The sequence below is a fragment of the Oceanospirillum sanctuarii genome, assembly GCF_002150805.1.
GTDB classification, from domain to species: Bacteria; Pseudomonadota; Gammaproteobacteria; order Pseudomonadales; family Halomonadaceae; genus Oceanospirillum; species Oceanospirillum sanctuarii.
In genome coordinates this window covers 565,733-582,285 of the sequence record NZ_MTBA01000001.1, presented here as the reverse complement: position 1 = coordinate 582,285, position 16,553 = coordinate 565,733, and the positions used below count along the sequence as shown (strand labels likewise).

14 protein-coding genes and 1 pseudogene are annotated in these 16,553 nt (G+C 48.6%); 2 read left to right on the top strand and 13 right to left on the bottom strand.

What is annotated here, in order from left to right:
* Positions 1–57: 57 nt before the first annotated feature.
* Both ppsR and BV405_RS02515 read left to right on the top strand, forming a co-directional pair.
* Positions 58–885 (top strand): posphoenolpyruvate synthetase regulatory kinase/phosphorylase PpsR, encoded by an 828-nt coding sequence (ppsR, locus tag BV405_RS02520; RefSeq protein WP_086479268.1) that lies wholly within the window; start codon positions 58–60, stop codon positions 883–885.
* A 176-nt stretch (positions 886–1,061) separates the two neighbouring features.
* On the top strand, positions 1,062–1,424 hold the full coding sequence (locus BV405_RS02515; RefSeq protein ID WP_086479267.1) for a PilZ domain-containing protein: 363 nt from the start codon (positions 1,062–1,064) through the stop codon (positions 1,422–1,424).
* A 36-nt stretch (positions 1,425–1,460) separates the two neighbouring features.
* On the opposite strand, the gene BV405_RS02510 is transcribed toward BV405_RS02515, so the two are convergent.
* The 13 genes and pseudogenes from BV405_RS02510 to mmsB all read right to left on the bottom strand — a co-directional run.
* A complete protein-coding gene (locus BV405_RS02510; RefSeq protein ID WP_086479266.1) occupies positions 1,461–2,558 on the bottom strand; it encodes a transglycosylase SLT domain-containing protein in 1,098 nt (365 codons plus the stop codon).
* A 74-nt stretch (positions 2,559–2,632) separates the two neighbouring features.
* Entirely contained in the window at positions 2,633–2,914 is a 282-nt protein-coding gene (ppnP, locus tag BV405_RS02505) for a pyrimidine/purine nucleoside phosphorylase (RefSeq protein ID WP_086479265.1), read from the bottom strand.
* A gap of 81 nt (positions 2,915–2,995) precedes the next feature.
* Entirely contained in the window at positions 2,996–3,799 is an 804-nt protein-coding gene (gene ppk2 / locus BV405_RS02500) for a polyphosphate kinase 2 (protein ID WP_086479264.1), read from the bottom strand.
* Positions 3,800–3,909: 110 nt separating this feature from the next.
* A complete protein-coding gene (locus BV405_RS02495; RefSeq protein ID WP_140054432.1) occupies positions 3,910–5,262 on the bottom strand; it encodes an MATE family efflux transporter in 1,353 nt (450 codons plus the stop codon).
* On the bottom strand, positions 5,252–6,898 hold the full coding sequence (locus tag BV405_RS02490) for a diguanylate cyclase domain-containing protein (protein WP_086479262.1): 1,647 nt from the start codon (positions 6,896–6,898) through the stop codon (positions 5,252–5,254). The genes BV405_RS02495 and BV405_RS02490 overlap by 11 nt, the downstream gene beginning before the upstream one ends.
* A 160-nt stretch (positions 6,899–7,058) precedes the next feature.
* Positions 7,059–7,859: a crotonase/enoyl-CoA hydratase family protein gene (locus BV405_RS02485; protein ID WP_086479261.1), complete on the bottom strand. Its 801-nt coding sequence runs from the start codon at positions 7,857–7,859 to the stop codon at positions 7,059–7,061.
* Between the two features lie 113 nt (positions 7,860–7,972).
* A complete protein-coding gene (locus BV405_RS02480) occupies positions 7,973–8,944 on the bottom strand; it encodes a branched-chain amino acid ABC transporter permease (protein WP_086479260.1) in 972 nt (323 codons plus the stop codon).
* 3 nt (positions 8,945–8,947) lie between these two features.
* Positions 8,948–9,835, bottom strand: a complete 888-nt coding sequence (locus BV405_RS02475) for a branched-chain amino acid ABC transporter permease (RefSeq protein ID WP_086479259.1) — start codon at positions 9,833–9,835, stop codon at positions 8,948–8,950.
* Between the two features lie 173 nt (positions 9,836–10,008).
* A complete protein-coding gene (locus BV405_RS02470) occupies positions 10,009–11,226 on the bottom strand; it encodes an ABC transporter substrate-binding protein (protein WP_086479258.1) in 1,218 nt (405 codons plus the stop codon).
* A 135-nt stretch (positions 11,227–11,361) separates the two neighbouring features.
* Positions 11,362–12,084 carry an ABC transporter ATP-binding protein gene (locus tag BV405_RS02465; protein WP_086479257.1) on the bottom strand — a complete coding sequence of 241 codons (723 nt, stop codon included), beginning with the start codon at positions 12,082–12,084 and terminating at the stop codon, positions 11,362–11,364.
* Complete coding sequence (locus BV405_RS02460) at positions 12,081–12,836, bottom strand: ABC transporter ATP-binding protein (protein ID WP_086479256.1); 756 nt, start codon at positions 12,834–12,836, stop codon at positions 12,081–12,083. Before BV405_RS02460 ends, BV405_RS02465 begins: the two co-directional genes overlap by 4 nt.
* 434 nt (positions 12,837–13,270) lie before the next feature.
* Positions 13,271–15,169 (bottom strand): propionyl-CoA synthetase, encoded by a 1,899-nt coding sequence (locus tag BV405_RS02455; protein WP_086479499.1) that lies wholly within the window; start codon positions 15,167–15,169, stop codon positions 13,271–13,273.
* A gap of 387 nt (positions 15,170–15,556) precedes the next feature.
* A pseudogene (mmsB, locus tag BV405_RS02450) lies at positions 15,557–16,471 on the bottom strand (3-hydroxyisobutyrate dehydrogenase); the annotation flags it as partial.
* Positions 16,472–16,553: the final 82 nt, after the last annotated feature.

Here is a 16,553-nt window from a genome sequence, read left to right as displayed (position 1 = left end):
CTTCGACAATAGAACGAGAATTTTCTAATGATACCATGAAGTTGCAGGCGAATAATTATGAAACGCACCGCCTTTTTTGTTTCCGATGGCACCGGGATTACCGTGGAGGCTTTGGGTAGAAGTCTCCTGGCTCAATTTGAGCACACTGAGTTCACTTATGTCATTAAGCCCTTCATCGACTCGACAGACAAAGCCTCACGTCTGGTCGAGCTAATTAACAGTGTTTACCGAGAAGATGGTATTCGTCCTGTTGTCGTGGATACCATTGTAAATGATGATGTGCGTTCCGTGCTGAAAAGTGCTGATGCCTTCACTCTGGACATCTTTTCTACGTTCCTCGCTCCTCTTGAAGAGGAATTGGGTTCTGCATCTTCCTACAGCGTGGGTAAATCCCACTCGATCCGCGAAGATGACAAAGTCTATAAAGACCGGATTGACTCCGTGCATTTTGCCATCGACAACGATGATGGCGGCCGAACCCGTCATTACGACAAAGCCGACATTATTTTATTAGGCCCTTCACGCTGCGGCAAAACACCTACCTGCCTATACATGGCTCTTCAGTTTGGTATCCGGGCTGCTAACTACCCTCTGACTGATGATGACTTTGAGTATGGCGAATTGCCTAAAGCTGTCCGTCACTACAAGCATAAATTGTTCGGTTTAACGATTGATCCCGATCGACTGGCCAATATTCGTAATGAACGTAAGCCTGACAGTCGATATGCATCCCTTCGTCAGTGTGAAATGGAAGTAGAAGAAGCAGAAATGCTCTATCAGCGTTTCGGTATTCCTTACATCAACTCCACTCATTTTTCTGTTGAAGAGATCTCGACCCGAATGATGGAAGAAGCGGGAATTGAACGTCGGGCAGCACCAAAATAATCAACAAAACACGAAGTGATGGCATGGATCATTTGAGTAGGGAAAAGCTACAAAACTCCAATAAAATAAATACATTAGCGGCTTTTCTCTGACTCTTTCCGGTAAGAAAAAAGAACTATAATGACAGTTGTAGCCAAACACCATTGAGAGTCATCGGGCTACTATCGGAGATCATCATGTCTAAAGTAAACCGAAGTGAACCTCGTTTTGAGGTAATCTGGAAAGCCCGGGTAAGCTCGGGTTTTGCGCCTGTACTACATGTCAGCATCCATAATGCATCAAGCCATGGCCTCAGGGTTATCTCTGAGGTTCCGTTTGATGACTCTCAGGAGCTCACTATCAATCTGATTTGTAAAAACTCACGCAGACTAGCCGCCTTTACCCTCAAATCTAAAGTCGTTTATTGCAAGCACTTTGATGATCGGATGGGATATAAGCTTGGTGTAAGTATCTCTGAACCGCCCAGCGAATATTTGAAGCTGATCGATAAAATGGAACAGGAAGGTCATCCTGTTTACGAAAGCCGGTCAGGGGTTTAGGTAAACCCCGTCCATTCCCACTTGCTTTTACCAGAATCAGGCGCTGTAAAGCGCCATTCTGGATACAACCTTTTCCAGATAATCCCGTGTCTCTTTGTAGGGAAGACCTTTCCTCAACTGCTGATAAACCTGTTGGGGCTGTAACCGGTTAACCTTAACGGCGGCACTTCTCACGCTGGTACTACCCGTAAATGTCCTGGCCACATTCCCAGCGCCTGTGTTATAAGCCGCAACGGTACAATAGAGCCTACTAAGCGGGTCTTCGATTTGGCGTAAATAACGATAATAAAGCAGATGTAGGTATGCTGAGCCTGAACGCACATTCACTTTGGGCTGGTATAACTCAGACGCCGTTAAAAGTCGCGAGCGTCCATTAAGATATTCAGTAGTATCTAAACCAGCGCTTTGTGGAACAATCTGCATCAAACCAAAAGCCGGAATATGGCTTCTGGCCATTGGATTAAAATAACTCTCGGTATGCATTACAGCCATCACTAAGGCTGCGGATACCTTTTGCTCACTGGCATATTCTTCAGCTAGCGGCAGATACTGTTTAGCTTTTTGTGCCGTACTCCCTTCAGGGAGTTTGATGACGACTTTAGCCACCGGGCGCCGGTCTTCTTTAATACTCTTGTTAGCAGGTTTAATAACCTCCCCTGCACTCTTCCCAGCAAAGAGGTCACCAACAAGTGGCTCACGAGGTAACTGCTCAGCGTTCTTGTTAATAGCATCACGCTCAACAAGTTGCAGAATCGGATCTTCTTTGTAAGCAGTCTGTGTATCCAGGCTTAACAACCGCTCTACCTCCTGCTTGATTTTCTGACCTGCTTCAGCCGGCGTTGCTCCCTGAGCTTCAACGGTTACCGTACCGGCTTCATAATCAATTGTTGAGCGAACCAGCAGATCACGGGAATAGCTGACAAAAGCGTTTTTACTGCTCATCTCTGCCTTCAACCAATATTGTTTGATCTCCTGCTGATAAACGAGCTGTGCTGCTCTGAATCTGGCCTGATAGTCATCAAACTGGGTGTTCTGGAGTTGCTTGTATTCTTCAAATGTCAGAGCCAAAGCTTCGGGGGCACAGATGCCCGCCGCTGAAAAAAGAATCCCCTGAAGAAAAGTCCTTCGCTCCATAAAACCTCCATTACACTCACACAAGACAAAAAGAAACCCGCATTAGCGGGTTTCTTTTCTAACCATAGCGCTGATTAGCGGTATTGGCACAGGTACGCAGTCGGCTCTGCAACTTTAAGGTCAAAGCTCTGGTTTGCATCAACCTCAAAACGCTCACCGGCAGCAAAGGTGATCCACTCTTCGCTACCCGGCAGTTTCACAGTCAGTGCGCCAGACACAACGGTCATAGTCTCATGTTGGCTGGTGCCAAAGGTGTAATCACCAGCATTCATAACACCAACAGTTAGCTGACCCTGGTTGTTGTCGAAACCGATGGACTTTACGTTACCTTCAAAATATTCGTTAACACTTAGCATGGAAGCTCTCACATAAAAAAGCCCTGTGAACAGGGCCGTTGTTATCAGTTCAGTATCCTTCTGTGATTCTGAACCCTACCCCTAGTATATATCCGGAACGAAGTTGAGAGAATCCAACGGAGGGCGAACATAACCAATATCTTCCTGTCGCTCAGGAAGCTCAATCGGTTCAGGGGTCAGATCTTCATATTCAATCAGGCTTAAGAGGTGGCTGATGACGTTAAGGCGGGCCCGTTTTTTAACTTCTCCGTCAACCACAAACCAAGGAGCTTCAGGAATGTCCGTATGCACAAACATAGCATCTTTAGCTTTGGAATATTCCACCCAGCGGGTACGGGACTGGAGATCCATCGGGCTCAGTTTCCAGCGCTTATGGGGACGGTCGATGCGATCTTTAAAGCGACGCTCCTGTTCCTCATCGGAGACAGAGAACCAATACTTAACCAGAGTGATGCCTGAACGAACAAGCATGCGCTCAAACTCAGGGCATGAGCGAAGAAACTCCTGATACTCTTCATCAGAACAAAAACCCATAACACGCTCAACACCCGCGCGGTTATACCAGCTGCGGTCAAACAGAACGATTTCGCCGGCACTTGGCAGATGTTTAACATAGCGCTGGAAATACCACTGTGTCTTCTCCCGCTCAGTCGGAGCCGGCAAGGCTGCTACCCTACACACCCGAGGATTGAGTGCTTCGGTAATGCGCTTGATGCTTCCGCCCTTCCCTGCCGCATCACGACCTTCAAAAATGACCACCACCTTCATACCAGTGTGTTTCACCCATTCCTGAAGCTTTACGAGTTCGACCTGAAGGCGTTCTAACTCTTTTTCGTAGAGTTTTTTATCAATTTTCTTGGTATTGCCGATTTTTTCTTCTGCCATGATTCCTTCCTTAATTGGCTAAAGCGCATCTGACTTACTGCTTTGGAGTGTATCGAATGACGATGAGGGTTAACAAGAAGAGCTGGGAAAACCGGTGAGGGATTCGCTTTTTATTGATCTGAAACAGAGAGCTTGCCAATGGCATTTCGAACGGTCAGCCACGAAATGAGAGCCATCAAAAGATTCGCTATCACAGCTCCAGCAAAAATACCGTACAAACCAAACAACCAGGCACCCAAGGCGCAAACAGGCACGTAAAAGACAAACAAACGCAGAATACTAAGCCTTAACGCAACCATTGGCTGATGTAAGGCATTCATGGTTGAGTTAGCGAGAATAATAACCCCCTGAAGCCCTAGCCCCAGAGGGACCAGCCAGAGGAACCAGCTCAGGTTAAGCGCAAGGTTACTGCCCGGCTCTGCAAATGCACCAATTAGAGGTGACTGAAAAAGCACCAGCATCAACCAAACGACGGCCTGCCAGAGAAGTGCAAAGACAAAACAGCCCATCACCCCCTTGCGTACGCGATCCAGTTGTTTTGCACCTAGATTCTGGCTGACAAAAGGTGGCAAAGTCATCGACAGTGCGAAAACAACGATAAGGGATATCGACTCGATGCGGCTACCCACACCAAAACTGGCTACGGCTTCCGTACCGAAGATAGCAACGATACGAGTCAGGATGGCAGTGCTGACCGGTGTCAGAATACTGGAAATAATCGCCGGAATCGCAATCTTGCCGATCACACTCCAGCTCTCGAGCACTTCAGAAAACTGAACAGGTTTAAAAGTCAGAAGTTGTTGCCTGACCTGTGGTAGTAAAAGCACGATCACAGTCAGAACCATCCAGGAGATCAGAGTTGCCAGTGCAGCCCCTCTGACACCCATGGCCGGGATAGGCCCCCACCCGAAGATAAGGATAGGATCCAGAATAGCATTTAAGACTGCAGAGCCAATCATGGCCAGTCCGGGGACAAGAGTATTACCGGATGCCCTCAAAGCACTACTTAATGCTCTTGGGAATACAACAAACAAAGTGCCCAGATACCAGACCTGCATATAGTCACGGATATAGGGCATCAGTTCTTCGGTAACCCCTAACAGGCTGAATAAGGGTTCCAGAGTCAACCAACCAGCCAGCGTCAGAACAACCGATAAAAGAATGGCTAAAAGTGCAGCATCTGTGGTTCTGCGCTTAACAAGGTCATGGGCTTTTTCACCCAGAAGTCGGCCAACAACTGCAGATGTGCCGATACCCAGACCAATAGATAGCGAGATTAAAGTGAAAGTAACCGGAAAGGTAAAGGTGACAGCAGCAAGAGCTTTGGTTCCCAGCAAACCAATAAAGTAGGCATCAACCAGGTTAAACAGCATCAGGGCTATGATCCCGCCCATTACAGGTACTGTCATTTTAAATAACAGCGGTGCAATGGGGTCCGAGGTCATATTGGGTTTAGTGCTCACCAGACGACTCTTCTGAAGCCTTATCGTGAGTTAATGCAGGCTTTTCCTGGGCAGGAACCTCAGCTTCGGCCTGAACCACCTGATTACGACCACCTGCTTTCGCACTGTAGAGGGCACGGTCAGCCAGACGGATCAATTCAGAAACATCGCTTTCACGGTCAGATGCCATAGTTGCAATCCCCATACTAACAGTGACGTACGGCGACACTTTAGATGCAGCATGAGGCATACGCTGCTGCTCAATAACCTTACGGCACTGTTCCGCCAGTATGACGGCATTTTCATTGGTATCCGGCAATAGGATCGCAAACTCTTCCCCACCATAACGAGCCACCAGATCCATCGGGCGGGACATCATATCCTTCAGTGTCTGTGCAACAGCATGGATACACTCATCGCCTTCAAGGTGACCGTAATAGTCGTTATAGAGCTTGAAGCAGTCGATATCGACCATGATCAGAGTCAGGGGGGTTCCGTTACGCAGAGAACGCTTCCACTCTTTGTCCAGCACTTCATCAAAGTAACGACGATTCGCAACAGCCGTTAACGCATCGGTACGGGAGATTTCGGCCAGTTCCTGGTTTGAAGTCAACAGTTGACGTGTCTCGTGTTGAATGCGGGCGTTTTTACGGGATACACGCATAAAACCATAAGTGATAAGGCCAGACAGTGTCAGACCGAGCACAAAGATCAGGTGCGGCAGCCAGGTCGCTTTGCTGTTGAAATAGTAGAAGGTTGGCAGGGCTTCAATAAACCACTGACGGTTACCGCTAACATGCATAGGCACGAGTGTTGAACGGTTAGCATCAATCTCAAGGCGGGTACGACTGATATGGTGATGGAGCAACGAGGGTTCCTGGGTTCCGGTTTGGTCCCACAGTTTCATATCAATCCCCGAGACACGAATCTGGCTTAAAGCCTCTTCAAAAGAAATTCGCAGGTCAATTACAGCAACAATATAACCAGCGACCCTCCCCGGATAGCCCCGTAAAGGAATTGAGATCGCGGCTTTTACCATTGATGACTGATATTCACCCTGCTTCATCAACTCATCTTTCAGTTCAATTCGACCGGATGAGAGCACAAGGTCGCCAGAGTCCTTAGCCTGTTCCAAAAGACTATTAACCGTCGCATTACCGGTCATATCGATACCCAGCGGCATCTTCTGAGAAGCATCCCCCTGGAAATAGGTTACCGGGCGGTGTAGTCCCTCTGTACGTAATGCTGACTGGAACTCGCCACGATTGTTTTGTTCAAGAATAGAAAAAGAATTCAGACCGTTGACCTGTGCCACATCCCGCTCGAACATCGGGCGCAGCTGCGCCCCAATTTCAGGAATCCAGTAAACAGCGACAATATCTCTGTGGCGGACACGGCTGTTACTGGCGACAAATTCAAAATCATCCTGGCGGGGGATCGCCTGAGCAATAAACAGTGTGCGTAGGGTGTACAAAGCTTCGAGGGAAGTATTGAGCTCGCGGCTGAAAACTGCACTTCGATCGGTGACATCCTTGACGAAACGGTTACGCAACTGCTCCTGCTCAGAAAAATGCAGCAACCATGCCGCTACCAATGAAAGGCAGAAGCCGACAAGCAGAATCAAAAATGCCCAGTTACGGGTAGTGGTTTCTTTCATTAAACAGCCAGTTTTCGGGTTACAGAACCCGAAGGGATTCAGGAGCACTAAAAAGGGCGTGGATTATCACAAATCCACGCCACAAAAAAAATATCCTGATACAGTTTTTTACCTTAAAGTCTGAGCCAATTAGTGCGAGATGTTTATGAATTTCAATTAATTAGTTGCCAGTGAAACTAGGCTCTCTTTTTTCAAGCATTGCCGCCACCGCTTCAGCGTGATCTGAGGTGTGATGAGCCAGTGATTGCATCGATGCAGATAGCTCCAGAAGCGTCTCGAGAGATACCTTCTGGCCTTCCTTCAACAGTTTCTTTGTCATACGCAATGCGCGGGGTGGATTAACAGCAATTCGGTCAGCCAGTTTGCGAGCTGCAGCCATTAAATCTTCAGGCTCAGTGACCTCTGAGACCATCCCCCAGCTCAGAGCTGTTTCAGCATTTACTGCTTCTCCGGTAAAAGCCATCTCACATGCCCGGGACATTCCTATAGCACGCGGCAGGAACCAGGCACCACCATCTCCGGGAATAATGCCGATTTTGGCAAAACTTTCTGCGAACCTTGCCTTAGTCGATGCAATACGGATATCGCACATCATCGCCAGATCACAACCAGCACCAATAGCAGGACCATTCACTGCGGCAATCAGGGGGACTTCCAGATTATGCATCGCCAATGGAATACGCTGGATGCCACGGCGGTAACCTTCACGCAGCTCAACCGGAGAGCCGCCAAACATCCCATCCTTCTCGTGCATATCTTTAACATTACCACCGGAGGAGAAGGCTTTTCCGGCACCGGTGAGAATAACCACTGACACGGTATCATCCCGGTTAATTTTACGGGCAACCGCTTCAAAAGCATCGATCATCTCATCCGAAGAGATCGCATTTCGGGTTTCATCCTGATTCATGGTCAGGGTTACAACAGAACCTTCTTGTTCATACAGCAAAACGTCACTCATAAAGGACTCCTTCACTCACACTAAACAGCAAATTAAGCTAATAAAAAAAGCCTGTACAAAGTGTACAGGCTCACAGGCACATCAATAATTGTGCAATACGAAAAGCAATGGAATTAGTTAAAGTTCTTTTTCATAAACTTCTGGATCTCGCCCACAATACCGCTGCGGAACAAGAGTACACAGATCACAAAGATCAGACCCAGAATAACCGGAACCCATGATGCCAGAGGCCCCTGAGACAGATAGTTCTGCAGCGTCACCACAGTGGTTGCACCAACGATTGGACCAAAGATAGTGCCTACACCGCCCAGCAGGGTCATCAGAATCACCTCACCGGACATGTGCCAGTGCGCATCCGTCAGGGATGCCAACTGGAACACCAGACTCTTAGTCGAACCTGCCAGACCTGCCAGAGAAGCAGAAATTACGAAAGCAACCAGTTTGAATTTGTCTACGTCATAACCCAGAGAAACGGTACGAGGTTCATTTTCACGGATCGCTTTCAGGATCTGTCCAAACGGTGAATGAATGGTGCGATAGATAACGGAGAAACCGATTACAAACACCGCCAGTACGAAGTAGTACATCGCCAGATTGCCTTCCAGGCTGATCAGGCCAAACAGGTTGCCGCGAGGGATACCCTGAAGACCGTTCTCACCACCGGTGAAAGGCGCCTGAACGTAAAGGAAGAACACCAGCTGAGACAGTGCCAGAGTAATCATCGCAAAGTAGATGCCCTGACGACGAATCGCCAGCTTACCAAAGACAAAGCCCATAGCAGCAGAACAGGCAGTACCTACCAGAATACCCAGTTCAGGGGTTAGCCCCCACTGCATGATGGTGTGACCGGTAATATAACCTCCGGTCGCCAGAAATGCCGCATGACCAAAGGACAGCAGGCCGCCATAACCCAGCATCAGGTTGAATGCACAGGCAAACAGCGCGAAACAAAGAACCTTCATCAGAAAGACCGGATAGATCGCATAAGGCGCAACCAGACCAACCAGAAGAAGAATCATGAAAGACAATTTGGTTTTGCTCATGGTTTTACCCGCCGTGCTGCTGTTTAGTACTTGAGTCGTCATGATTTAAGCCTCCTTACCAAACAGTCCTGCTGGACGCACCAGAAGAACAATAATCATCACCAGGAAGATCACAGTAGTAGACGCTTCCGGATAGAAAACTTTGGTCAGACCTTCAATCAAGCCCATCATCAGACCGGTAACAATCGCACCGGAAATAGACCCCATACCGCCGATCACAACAACTGCAAACACCACGATCAGAAGATTCGACCCCATCACAGGGCTTACAGAATAGATAGGTGCCGCCAGTACACCGGCAAAGGCAGCCAGAGCAACACCGTAGCCATAGGTCAGGGTAATCAGTAGCGGAACATTGATACCAAAAGCCTGCAGCAGTTGTGGGTTTTCAGTACCCGCTCGCAGGTATGCACCCAGCTTGGTACGTTCGATCATGTACCAGGTGCCGAAACAGATCACCAGAGAGGCCACGATGATCCATGCGCGATAGGTCGGCAGGAACATAAAGCCCAGATTATTACCACCCTGCAGAGCCGCAGGAACAGAGTAAGGTTGTCCGGAAACACCGAAGAAATGGATAAAGGAACCCTCAATAATCAGTGCCAGACCAAAGGTCAGCAGCAGACCGTAGAGGTGATCCTCTTTATAGAGACGGCGTAACATGGTTTTTTCAATGGCGATACCGATCGCTGCAACAACCAGCGGAGCAAGCACCAGTGCAACCCAATAGTTAACACCCAGAAATTTGAGACCTAACCAGGCAACAAACGCACCCAGCATATACTGAGCACCATGTGCGAAGTTAATGATGTTTAACAGGCCGAAAATAATAGCCAGACCCAGACTCAGCAGTGCATAGAAAGATCCGTTAATCAGACCGATCAACAGCTGGCCAAATAAAACCTGTGGCGGAAAACCAAGTAACTCTGCCATAACAAAACCCTTTAACGCTCTTGAAAAGGCGCCACCCTAGAAACACAGGTGTCGTTATTCTTATTGTTCAATAAACCGGAGACGCATATAAACCGGTGAAGCTATACACTCAAACAGATGTAGGTTTGAGTGTGACGGGCCGTAGCAGCCCGTCACATGGTCGCTAGGCTGTATTAACGGCCTGCAACCAGCTTGCACTTAGACTCAGCCAGCGGACGGAACGCTTTATCGGCTGGGATAGTACGCAGAATCTTGTACAGATCCCACTCACCGGTAGATTCAGAAGGCTTCTTAACTTCAGCCAGGTACATATCGTGGATCATACGACCGTCTTCACGGATACGACCATTCTCAGCAAAGAAGTCGTTGATTGGAGTTTTCTTCATTTGCGCCATTACAGCTGAAGAAGCATCACTGTTAGAGGCTTTAACAGCGCTCAGGTAGTGAGTTACAGAAGAGTAGATACCAGCCTGTACCATGGTTGGCATTTTGCCGGTACGGTCGAAGTAACGCTTAGACCATGCACGGGTTTCAGGAGTACGATCCCAGTAGAAACCTGTGGTCAGCTGCAGACCTTGAGTGGTTTCCAGACCCAGACTGTGAACGTCGTTCAGGAAGATCAGCAGACCCGCAATTTTTTGACCCGCTTGTACAACACCAAACTCTTTAGCCGTTTTCAGGGAGTTAGTGGTATCTGCACCAGCGTTTGCCAGACCTACGATCTTAGCGCCGGAAGCCTGAGCCTGCAGAATGAAGGAAGAGAAATCGTTAGTTGCCAGAGGGTGACGTACACCACCAACAACCTTACCACCACTCTCTTTCACAACTTCAGTTACATCGGACTCCATTGCATGACCAAATGCATAGTCAGCAGTCAGGAAGAACCAGCTGTCACCACCTTCGCGCACTACCGCTTCACCAGTACCATGTGCCAGAGCATAGGTATCGTAAACGTAGTGTACAGAGTTAGCCGTACAGAACTGGTTAGTAATAGAGGAAGAAGCAGAACCGGAAACCAGAGACACCTTGTCTTTAGCTTCAACAACTTTGTTTACAGCGATTGTTACCGCTGAAGACACCATACCAGCAACCATGTCGACTTTATCAACATCGATCCACTGACGAACTTTGTTTGCACCGATGTCAGGCTTGTTCTGGTCATCGGCACTTACGATAGTGATTTTTTTTCCGTTTACCTTACCGCCGAAGTCTTCGATAGCCATTTTAGCGGCTTCCAGACCACCCGGGCCTGCCAGCGCAGAATAAGTACCCGACATATCAGCCAGATAGCCAATACGGATCTCATTGTCAGAAATATCAGCCTGAGCTGCTGTAGAAGCCGCCATTGCCGATACGATTGCGCTGCACATCAGTTTTTTCAGCATTTTCATAGTCCACTCCATCGCTTTCGCGTTGTTATTGTTGTTGTGGTTTTTAGGGTTGGTTATTGCGGTTATTGCAAAACCTGGTTAGGCACTTGTTATTTTTGTTTGCCCGGCTGCACTTGCCCTCGTGGCTGTGCAGTCTTAAACACCCAGATAGGTGTTCAGCAAATCCATTTTATCTTCCAGTTCGTCGCTTGCGATCTCTTCAACGATCGAACCATGTTCCATCAGATAGTGTCGGTCAGCCAGAGGTGCTGCAAAACGGAAGTTCTGCTCAACCAACACAATCGTTAAACCTTTGTCTTTCAGTTTCAGCAGTACTTCGCCCAGCGTCTGCACGATAACCGGCGCCAGACCTTCGGTGATCTCGTCCAACAGCAACAGGTTCGCTCCGGTACGCAGAATACGGGCCATTGCCAGCATCTGCTGCTCACCACCGGACAAACGTGTACCTTGACTGGTGCGACGCTCATACAGGTTTGGGAACATCTCGTAGATTTCATCCAGAGACATACCGCCACTGCGAACTGTAGGTGGCAGCATCAGGTTTTCTTCAACATTCAGACTGGAGAAGATACCGCGCTCTTCAGGGCAGAAACCCACACCTAAATGAGCAATCTGGTGCGCTGGCATACCAACGGTTTCGTTACCGTTCACCATGATGGAGCCTGTACGCTTGCCCACCATATTCATGATGGACTTCAGGGTGGTGGAACGACCAGAACCGTTACGCCCCAGCAGAGTAACCAGCTCACCACGGTTTACCTTCATATCGATACCATGAAGGATATGAGACTCACCGTAAAAAGCGTGCAGATCAGCAATACGCAGCTGTTCCATATCAACTTTCTGATGTGCATTCATGCTGCTTCACTCCCCATGTAAGCTTCGCGTACCTGAGGGTTCTGAGAAACCTCTTCATAAGGGCCTTCAGTCAACACGGCACCACGCTGCAGAACCGTAATACGATCAGACAGACTGGATACAACGTGCAGGTTATGCTCAACCATCAAAATGGTTCGACCGACAGAAACCTTCTTGATCAGAGCCATCACACGTTCAACATCTTCATGCCCCATACCCTGAGTCGGCTCATCAAGCAGCATCAGCTCAGGCTCAAGAGCCAGAGTGGTCGCCAGCTCAAGGGCACGCTTACGGCCATATGGCATTTCAACAGTGATGGTGTCCGCCCATTTTGCCAGATCCACTTCTTCAAGCAGCTCCATGGCGCGGTCATTAAGTACATTGAGTGAACGGTCGGATTTCCAGAAGTGGAAAGACGTACCCAGCTTGCGCTGAAGGGCGATACGCACGTTATCCATAACCGTCAGATGGGGAAATACAGCGGAGATCTGAAAAGACCGAACCATACCCATTTTGGCAATATCAGTAGGTGACTGATGGGTAATGTCCGTGCCGTTAAACAGGATCTTTCCATGAGTCGGCGTCAGAAACTTAGTCAGCAGGTTGAAACAGGTGGTCTTACCTGCACCATTAGGTCCGATCAGAGCATGGATGTGACCGCGCTGAACCTGAAGATTAACATCATCAACAGCGGTAAAACCTTTAAACTCTTTGATCAAGCCCTGGGTTTCCAGCACAAAATCTTGGCTCATTCCAAAGTCCTCGTAGCCGGAATGTAATTCCGTCTGTCAGCAGACAGATCACACTCCATAAATTGTATTGTTATTGTTTTATGCTGATCTGAAGTCCATCCGACCTTGTTGTTTTTATTGCCTGAATGATCAAATTCAGCAGCCGGACAGATCAGCGAAAGGGTTATAAATAACCTTTACGTAAACGTAACATATAGGGTTTAAAAAGCCCGTACAATCCCTTTTTTTACCTATTAGACCAATGGCTAACAATGTTTGAAACTTGTGACTATCTGCAGTCATTTGTTGCAAAAAAGAGACTATTCAGTCACTTGATAAACCGCTAATAAATTCTTTAAAAACAGCAAGTTGGAACAACACATTTGCTTGCAAGGCAGAAGAAGAGCGAAATCCAAAAAAATCACCCCGCTTCCGCCTTTAGTTTGAAATTACTCTCAGGCTGGCTCAGGCGCCAAACCTTCACTCACCATTTTCTCGGTAATTTCAGGAAGGATAGATTCGTCATCAATCGTCGAAGGCATTGCATAAGACTCACCATTAGCGATCTTACGCAGCACAGCACGAAGAATCTTACCGGATCGTGTCTTAGGCAAACGATCCACCACAAGCGCTCGCTGGAAACAGGCAATCGCACCGATCTGTTCACGGATCATAGCGACCAGCTCTTTCTCCAGCTCTTCTTCCTGAATATCGACACCATCTTTCAACAGGATCAGACCAACCGGCACCTGCCCCTTCAGGGACTCCTGCACGCCGATCACAGCACACTCGGCAACTGCAGGGTGCTTGGCAACCAGCTCTTCCATTTCACCGGTAGAAAGACGATGACCGGAGACGTTAATCACATCATCGGTACGCCCCATGATGTAAACAAAGCCGTTTTCATCGATATAGCCACCATCACCTGTGTGGTAGTAACCCGGGTAATCGCCAAGATAGGAACTCAGATAACGCTCATGATCATTCCAGAGTGTCTGGGCGCAACCCGGTGGCAATGGCAGCTTAATGGCAATGCCACCATTCTCATTCGCACCCAGTTGATGCCCCATCGGGTCCAGCACCTGAACGTCATAACCAGCAACTGCTCGGTTTGTAGAACCCACACGAATATCCGTTGAGCCTAACGCAGTCGCAGGAGCTGTTACCGGCCAACCGGTCTCTGTTTGCCACCAGTGGTCATAGATAGGTTTCTGAGAGATCTCATGCAGCCAGTGATAGGTCGGAGAATCCAGCTTCTCACCCGCTACGAAAATGTGTTTAAGAGAGGAAACGTCGTACTGACGGAAGAGATTACCTTCCGGGTCTTCTTTACGGATTGCACGGAACGCCGTTGGCGCCGCAAACATACCGTTCACTTTATACTCTTCAACGACACGCCAGAAGGTACCGGCATCCGGCGTACGCACCGGCTTACCTTCGAAGAAGACAGTCGTGCAACCGCCCATCAGCGGGCCATACATAATGAAAGAGTGACCAACGACCCAACCTACATCGGAGCAACCCATCCAGACATCACCGGCCTGCATGTTGTAGATATTGCGCAGCGCGTAATAAAGCGCCACCGCATGGCCGCCATTATCACGAACAATACCTTTAGGCTTACCTGTGGTACCCGAGGTGTACATGATATAAAGCGGATCAGTGCTCTTCATCGGTGTGCAACCTACCGGCGAAGACTGATCAAACAGCTCATACCAATCCAGATCACGCCCCGCCTGCATCTGGGCTTTCGCCTGAGGGCGCTGCAGCACCACTACCCGCTCCGGCTTATGTTCTGCCTGATCCATAGCAGCATCAACCAGCGGCTTGTATTCGATGACTTTGGTGAATTCGATACCACAGGATGCGGTTAAAACCACTTTCGGCTTGGCATCATTGATGCGGATCGCCAGTTCGTGAGGGGCAAAACCTCCAAACACCACGGAGTGAACTGCGCCGATACGGGCACAAGCCAGCATGGCGATACCCGCTTCCGGTACCATCGGCATATAGATGATAACACCATCACCTTTGCCTACACCCAGACTGGTCAGAGCACCGGCAAACTGTGCTACCTGATCGCGCAGTTCGTTATAGGTAAATTGTTTCTTGGAATTTGTGGCGGGAGAATCATAGATAAGCGCGGTCTGCTCACCTCGTCCCTGTTCGATCTGATAATCGAGTGCCAGATAGCTGCTGTTCAGCTCACCATCGGCGAACCAACGGTGGGTACCGTCGTCGAGGGCTTCCAGAATCGATTCCGGTTTTTTGAACCAGGCGATGTTTTCAGCCTGATCTTTCCAGAATGCTTCCGGTTCGTTCAGCGAACGCTGATATTCACTTGCATAACTCATATCGGCCATCCATTTGTTATTGTTTTGCCTCAGGGATCGTCCCGGGCAAACTTATTGCGGCAAACATGACTGAAAATTTGAATCACAGTATCCGATGTTTTCAAAATTTTCTAAAAACCTCAGATTCAGGATCAGTTTTCAGTGCTTCTTATTTTTATTAACTAAAACTGTTTTATTACTGAATCGGTTTTCTATAGCTTCCGAAGAAGCTGCTATTCGCGGGTTAGCGAATAACCTGCCCAAACTCCTGCTCGGGCCACCTGACGAAGATATCAGGCATAAAGGCATTACAAAAGAAAAGCCCTGCACCTGCTTTGGTGAACCCACCATGCCTTGATTTTCGACAATAGCAACGGATCACCAAAGGGATACAGAGCTCAGGTGCTCTTAGTCCAGATCAGCAAACATTTTCTGAATGCTGGAGAAGTCCAGAGAGCCATTACCGTTTGCAGCATGCATCGCAAACAGGTTACGAGCCATAGAGCCCATAGGAATACTGCAGCGGGATTTCACTGCGGAATCAAACGCCAGACCCAGATCTTTCGCCATCAGGTCAACCATAAAGCCGCCCTGATAGTTGTTAGAAGAAGGCACACCTTCCATTACGCCCGGATACGGGTTGTACACCTGCAGCGCCCAGTTGTTACCGGAGCTCTTCGACATAATGTCGGACAGTACCGCAGGATCCAGACCGTTCTTGACGCCCATACCGATCGCTTCAGTGGTACCCGCCATCAGAATCGCCAGCAGCATGTTGTTGCACACTTTAGCAACCTGACCAGCACCAGACGCACCCGCGTGGAAGATGTTTTTACCCATCGCTTCCAGAATCGGCTTAACCAGTTCGAAGGCTTCTTCAGTACCGCCCACGATAAAGGACAGAGTACCTGCCTTGGCACCACCTACACCGCCGGATACCGGCGCATCAACCATCTTGATGCCACGCTTTTCAGCTTCAGCAGCAACACGCTGAGCAGATTCTGCAGCAATGGTGCTGGAGTCGATGATCACAGTGTTCTTATCAACGATATCCAGCAGGCCCGCCTGATCGATATACAGGCCTTCAACATGCTGCTGAGCCGGCAGCATAGAGATAACAAAGTCCTTGCTGGTTGCTGCAGCTTCTGCGGATACAGCAGACTGGGCACCTTCTGCAACTGCAGCTTCCACAGCAGCTGGAACCAGGTCAAAAACGGTCACTTCATGACCCGCTTTAACCAGATTCACAGCCATAGGGCCACCCATATTGCCTAAACCGATAAATGCGATCTTAGCCATCTGTAATCTCCATTTGTTCTTGTTTTGATTATTAGCTTGTTTTGTAGATTGTTTTAACTGTTAGCTTGGTCTTGCGGCCAGAACAGATGAGCTGCTCCGCCCTGAA